A 6,477-nucleotide genomic window follows, 5' to 3' on the forward strand; every position below is an offset into this window, starting at 1 on the left:
GCGGCGGATGCCGCTGTCTTGCTTTCGAAGGCTTGCTGATGGTGCGTATTCTTCACACGGCGGATTGGCATATTGGACAAACCTTGCGGGGCTTTTCCCGCGAATTCGAACACCGCAAGGTGTTCGACCGGATCGCCAGGATCATCGCCCTGCGTGAAATCGACGTCATCATCGTTTCCGGCGACATCTTCGATGCGCAGAACCCATCCGGAGACGCACTTCGATTGTTCTACGAGACCCTGGCACATTTCAGGAGTGTGCGGCCGGCACTTTCGTTCGTCATCCTGGCCGGCAATCATGATTCCGCCGTGCGCCTCGAGGCGCCGAAGCCATTCCTGGCGTCGTTCAATATCCATGTGGTCGGCAATATTCGGCGGGCTGGCGGCGTCGTGGATGCCGAACGCCATTTAATCCCCGTGGCCGATGCCAAAGGTCACGTTGCCGCTCATGTCCTGGCGGTGTCCTATCCGACAGCGGCTTGTCTTCCCAATCTGCCCAGGCTGGAGGATGAGACCGGATCCCTGGTGGTCCGGGCCGTGGCAACACTCTATGCCGATTTGGTGGAACAGTTGCGTCCACGGTTCCAAGGACTTCCCCTGATCGGCACCGGTCATCTGCATGTCGCCGGAGGAACGGAATCCGAAGGCGCCGAGCGACGCATCCTGGTTGGCGGCCAGCATGCCGTTCCGCCGGACATCTTCCCGGAGGATTTCTGTTACATGGCCCTCGGACATCTGCACAAGGCGCAAACGGTCGGGCGGGAGACGATTCGCTACAGCGGCTCGCTGTTTCCCTTGTCGGCAACGGAACAGCCCTACCGCCATGGTGTCAGCGTGGTAACCATCGGGGACGACGGTCGGTCCGTTCAGGTGGAGCATGTGCCCATCGACCGGCCGGTGCCGTTCCTCAGGCTGCCGGGAGACGGGGATCTGCATCTCGCCGATCTCGGGGACCATTTCGCCGCCTTGGATTTGGCGGCGGACCTTCCGCTTGAGGAGCGGCCCTTCCTGCAGATCCGTCTTGCCCGCGAGGGTCTTTCCCCCGGCTTTCGGGAAGAGATCGATCGGGTTGCCGAGGGCTTTCCGGTACGGGTGGTGGAGGTCAAGCTGCAGGCGCTGCCCCAGGCGCCGACCATGGGCGATGGGGGGACGATCCCGGTTCGTCTCGCCGAACGCGCCCCCGAGGAGATGTTCAGGCTGGCCTTCGAGCGGGAATTCCAAACGCCGCCGGAGGCCGCCCACATGGAGGTGTTCCATCGCGTCCAGGCGGAGATCTGATCATGCGGATTTTGGCAATTCGCGGTGAGAACCTGGCCAGTCTGGCAGCGCCATTCGAACTTAACCTGGTCGCCGAGCCGTTGGGTGGCGCGGGACTGTTCGCCGTGACGGGGGAAACGGGGTCCGGCAAATCGACTATTCTGGATGCCCTCTGCCTGGCTCTCTACGACCAATATCCCCGAGGATTGGTCGGGCACCGGGAACAGGCTCCCGACCCCGGCGGCGAACCACTGTCCATTCAGGACGGGCGGGTGATTCTGCGGCGCGGCGCCGGGCGTGGTTATGCCGAGGTGGATTTCACCGGTCAGGACGGCATTGCCTATCGTGTCCGCTGGGAAGCCAATCGCGCACGCGGAAAAGCCAACGGGAAGCTGCAAAACGTTCAACGCTCCCTCTTGCGACTGTCCGACGGCGGCGGCGTCGCCGCCGGGAAGAAGGATGTCAGCGACGCGGTCGAACGGTTGACGGCGCTGACCTTCGAACAGTTTCGCCGGACCGTGCTGCTCGCCCAGAACGATTTTGACGCCTTCCTGGCCGCCGCCGAAAAAGAACGGGCCGAACTTCTGGAGAAGATCACCGGGACGGAAATCTACGCGACGATCTCCATCAAGGTCCGTGAAGGACGGGACGCCCGGAAGGAGGTTGTCGATCGGTTGGAGCAGCGCCGGCGGGACGTCGGCCTGCTGGATGACAATGCCAGGAAAGCCAAAGAGGACGATCGCAGTCGGCTGCAGATGCTGGTCAGCGGAAAATCGGAAGCCCGGACCAACGCCGCAGCCCAACTGACTCGCCTGGACGCGATTGGAGCGGCGCGCGCCGCCCTGGAGCAGGCGGAACTGGCGTTGATCGACGCCCGAAGCCGGCACGATGGGGCGATGGATGACCGGGAGTTTCTGGGCCGGCTCGATGAAGCCGAACCATTTCGGCCCTTTTCAGTGGAGGTGAAACAGGCCAAGGCCGATCAAGACCTGGCGGCCGGGCGATTGGCGCGCCTTGGGCCGATCCTTCAAGAGAGACAGCACGAGGACAAAGCAAGGCAAACGGCGCTCAGCGAGGCTATCGAAGCCGAGCGCCAAGCCGAGCGGCGGTTCGAGGCTTTCGGGCCGCAGTGGAGCGCCGCGGAGGGGCTGGACGCCGAGATCGTCACGGCCCAGGCGGAATACCGCAAGGCCCGGGATCTTGCGGACGGAGCCGTGGCTCTTCACAAGGAAAAAGAGATTGAAGCCAATGACCTGGAAAAGCGGGTCGCGGAGAATATCGAGGCTCTGAATTTGGGGCGGACGCAACTGGCGGAGGGGATCGGCAAGGAGGCTCTCGCCGCAGGGATTGATGATGCCCTCGAGCTGGTGAAGAAATATGCGGAGATCCGGGCCAGTTTGGCCGCAAGCGACAAACTGGCCGATGAGGCGAAGGAGAAAAGTGGAACGCTCCGGGATGCGATTGAGCATCTGACCGAAGAGCTGGACACCAAAAAAAGCCGTCGAAACTTGCTGGTCGGAGAAATCACGGATCGGCGCAATGCCCTCGCCGGAATTGGTGAGGCGGCCTTGCAGACGCGAGGGCGGGCCCTGACGTCCTTCGCGGCACAGATCCGCCGGGTCCTCGACCTGAATGAGCAGGCCGTTGCGCGGACCGTACGGAAAAATCAGGCGATTGGGGAGATTACCCGGGCCGACGCCGATATCGTGAAGGCCAAACAGAGGATTTCGGACGGCGGAGGCGCCGAGGCGCGGCACACGGCGGCGAGGGCGGCGATCGCCGGGCTGGCGGAACTTGCCGACGAGACCGTCTCGGCCGAAGCGATCCACTTGCGGAGCCTGCTGATCGATGGCGAAGACTGCCCGGTCTGCGGAGCCAAGGATCATCCCCATGTCGGGAAAGGCGATGCCTTGGCAAAAATGGTTGAGACAATCCGGGCGAGACGCCGGGATGAAGACTCCGCCATTCAGGCGGCACAGCGGGAAGTCGCCGCCGGAGAAGGCGACCTGGCCAGGGCGGAGGCCAGGCGAGCCGAGGCGGTCAAGGTCGAGGACGCGGCCGGTCTGGATATCCAAAGGGCCTCGAATGTCTACGCCGAGATGGCGCAGCAACTGTCGGACGGGCAGACGGCGAGCGGTATCGCCGGCGTGCTTCCCCTCGCGCTCGGTGCCGATGCCGTTGATGTCTTTTCCGGGTTTGACGCTGCGATCACGGAGGCCATTGCCGCCGTAACGGGACCGTTTGACGAGGCCCGACGGTTGCGCGGCGAGATCGACGGGTATCAACGCGAGATCGATGGGCTGGATCCGCTTCTGGAAACGATGCGGACGAACATCCAAAAATTAGTCGATGAGCGCCACGCGGCAGATCTACAGACCGAACAGGCCTCGACTCGGAACTGGGAACAAAGCACACGTCTGGAGTCCATTGGACGAGAGATTCTGCCCTATTTGCAAACGGCCGGGTTGGCGTTGTCGGCCTTGGAGGAAGCCCCGTCGGTCGTTGCGAAGGAACTGAGGGATATAGCCGACGCTTACCGCCGGCTGCGGACCCGGCTCGATGCTCTTGAGGAGGAAGGCCGTCGGCTCGGGCTCGCCCTGGCGACGGCGGCCAGCGCGCTCGATGCGGCGAAGCAGGCCAGCGAGATCGCCGCCATGGACCTCGCGAAGCGGCGGGAAGCCGGTCAGGCTTTGCGGAAACGGCGGGATGACCTGCTGGGAGGAGAGGCGACCGGGGTCCATCGGTCACGAATCAGTGATGACTGGGAGGCGACCCGGACAGCTCTCGCACGGGCCCGGGAAGCCCAGACCAAGTCCGCGCAAGCGCTCGCCGAGACGAAGGCGCGGGTTGAGGAGGCCACGACGGCCGGGAAGGCCGCCAAGGACCGACTGGAGAAAGCCCTGGCGGATTATTCCGCAGTCTGTACAGGGGCCGGCATCGAGGCCGGCAAGGCCGAGACCTTGCTCGCAATACCGGCGGAAAGGCGCACCGAACTTCGGAATAGCCTGGCCAAGCTCGACCGGGACATGGAAGGCGCCACCCTGCTGCGGACGCAGAGGGCCGATGACCTCGCCCTGCTCCGCGAAGATTTCGACGAGAGCCTGGATCGGGAGGTTCTGGCGGCGACCATCAAAGGACTGACGGCGGAGATCGATGAGATCAACCAGATCCTGGGCGGCATTTCCCATGCCCTGCATCTGGACGACGAAGCAAGGTTGAAAGTAGGGGCGCTGAGCGAGGAAATAGAAACGGCGATGCGGGAGTTGGCGGTCTGGCAGGCCGTGGACGCCGCAATCGGGTCGGCGACGGGCGACCGGTTCCGGCGCTTCGTACAGGGTATTACCCTCGACCACCTGCTGGCGCTCGCCAACGATCATCTCAGCTCGCTCAGTCCGCGCTACCGGTTAAGCCGGGGAACGGCCTTTGATCTGGCCATCAACATCATCGATCAGGACATGGGCGACGAAATCCGGACCACGCGGAGCCTTTCCGGCGGCGAGCGATTTCTGGTGTCCCTGGCTTTGGCCCTGGCACTGTCGGGGCTCGAAGGCCGGGGGTCATTCGTTGACACCCTCTTCATCGATGAGGGGTTCGGGTCGTTGGACGCCGAGACCCTGGATGTGGCGGTAGACGCCCTGGAAACGCTGCAGGGATACGGTCGCCGAGTGGGAGTCGTCACCCATGTCGCGGCGATGGTCGAACGGATATCCGTCCAGGTGAAGGTCGAAAAGCGCGGCAGCGGGCGGTCCGTCGTCGAAGTTCGCTCCGGCGGCGTGGCGGCGGCGTAGGTCGGCGCCAATATCGATTTCCCCCGTCCCCACTAAGGCGGGCGCGAGATCGACCTGTGACGCGCTTGATGACCAGTTCGAAGGATTTTGCAGGCATTCGGCCGACAGTCGATGACAAGACGGGAAAATGCCGGTGCCACACGCCGCCACCTTGGTGTCTTGGTGCCTTGGTGGTTAATCAAAAGCCGGACCGCACCGGAACGATCAAGAGGGCGAAGTACATCCGGCCACTTGCTGAATCTCCACATGCCCTAGTCAGCCGGGATGAAGTGGAGAGATTCTTTGTGATGCCTTTGCCTCCGGCTTCGGCCAAGCTAAGGCGCCACTCGGCCGATGTTTCCCCCGATGCCTGGAGTTCGAGAAATGAGCGATTCATCCGAATACACCCCGCCGAAGGTTTGGGGCTGGAACAAGCCCAGCGGCGGCCACTTCGCCAACATCAACCGTCCGATCTCCGGAGCGACGCACGACAAGGAACTGCCGGTCGGCCGGCACCCTCTGCAGCTCTACTCGCTTGGCACGCCGAACGGCGTCAAGGTCACCATCATGCTGGAGGAACTGCTGGCCCTGGGCCATTCCGGCGCCGAGTACGACGCCTGGCTGATCCGGATCGGTGATGGCGACCAGTTCGGCAGCGGCTTCGTGGCTGTGAACCCGAACTCCAAGATCCCCGCGATGGTGGACCACAGCGGCCCCACGCCGATCCGGATCTTCGAATCGGGCTCGATCCTGGTTTACCTTGCCGAGAAATTCGGCGCCTTCCTGCCGAGCGAGATCGCGGAGCGCACCGAATGTCTGTCGTGGCTGTTCTGGCAGGTGGGCAGCGCCCCCTATCTGGGCGGCGGATTCGGCCATTTCTACGCCTATGCGCCGACCAAGATCGAATATGCCATCGATCGCTTCGCCATGGAGGTCAAACGCCAACTCGACGTGCTGGACCGCCGTCTGGCCGAAAACGAATTTCTGGGCGGCGCCGACTACACCATTGCCGACATCGCGGTGTTTCCTTGGTATGCCGGTCTCGCAAAGGGCTGGCTGTATGGCGCAGCCGAATTCCTGTCGGTGCAGGATTACAAGAACCTGCAGCGATGGGCCGACGCCATCCTCGCCCGCCCGGCCGTAAAACGCGGACGCATGGTCAACCGCACAAGCGGAGAACCGTCCGAGCAGCTCCATGAACGCCACGACGCCGACGACTTCAATACCAAGACGCAGGACAAGCTTACCGAAGGACCGTCGTGAACAGGGGAAATTGGTGGCGCCGCAGCGGGCCGGGACAAACAAAAACGCCGCAGCGTTTGAGGCTGCGGCGTTTTTGTTAATTTGGTTGCGGGGGCAGGATTTGAACCTGCGGCCTTCAGGTTATGAGCCTGACGAGCTACCGGGCTGCTCCACCCCGCGGAAGTTGGGTGGTTGTTTAGATTTGTTATCGT

The 6,477-nt window shown here is 63.2% G+C and carries 3 protein-coding genes and 1 tRNA gene; 3 read left to right on the top strand and 1 reads right to left on the bottom strand.

Features of this window, described 5'->3' with window-relative positions; all coding sequences use genetic code 11:
- The first annotated feature begins 38 nt into the window (after positions 1-38).
- The 3 genes from CWS72_RS20530 (at position 39) to yghU (ending at position 6,286) form a co-directional block, all read left to right on the top strand.
- On the top strand, positions 39-1,277 hold the full coding sequence (locus CWS72_RS20530) for an exonuclease SbcCD subunit D (RefSeq protein ID WP_101252508.1): 1,239 nt from the start codon (positions 39-41) through the stop codon (positions 1,275-1,277).
- 2 nt (positions 1,278-1,279) lie between these two features.
- Positions 1,280-5,044, top strand: a complete 3,765-nt coding sequence (locus CWS72_RS20535) for an AAA family ATPase (protein WP_101252509.1) — start codon at positions 1,280-1,282, stop codon at positions 5,042-5,044.
- A 363-nt stretch (positions 5,045-5,407) separates the two neighbouring features.
- Complete coding sequence (gene yghU / locus CWS72_RS20540) at positions 5,408-6,286, top strand: glutathione-dependent disulfide-bond oxidoreductase (RefSeq protein ID WP_101252510.1); 879 nt, start codon at positions 5,408-5,410, stop codon at positions 6,284-6,286.
- 82 nt (positions 6,287-6,368) lie between these two features.
- Here yghU and CWS72_RS20545 read toward each other — a convergent pair.
- A tRNA-Met gene (locus tag CWS72_RS20545) sits at positions 6,369-6,445 on the bottom strand.
- Between the last annotated feature and the right edge of the window lie 32 nt (positions 6,446-6,477).

The sequence above is a fragment of the Telmatospirillum siberiense genome (assembly GCF_002845745.1).
Lineage (GTDB): Bacteria > Pseudomonadota > Alphaproteobacteria > Rhodospirillales > Magnetospirillaceae > Telmatospirillum > Telmatospirillum siberiense.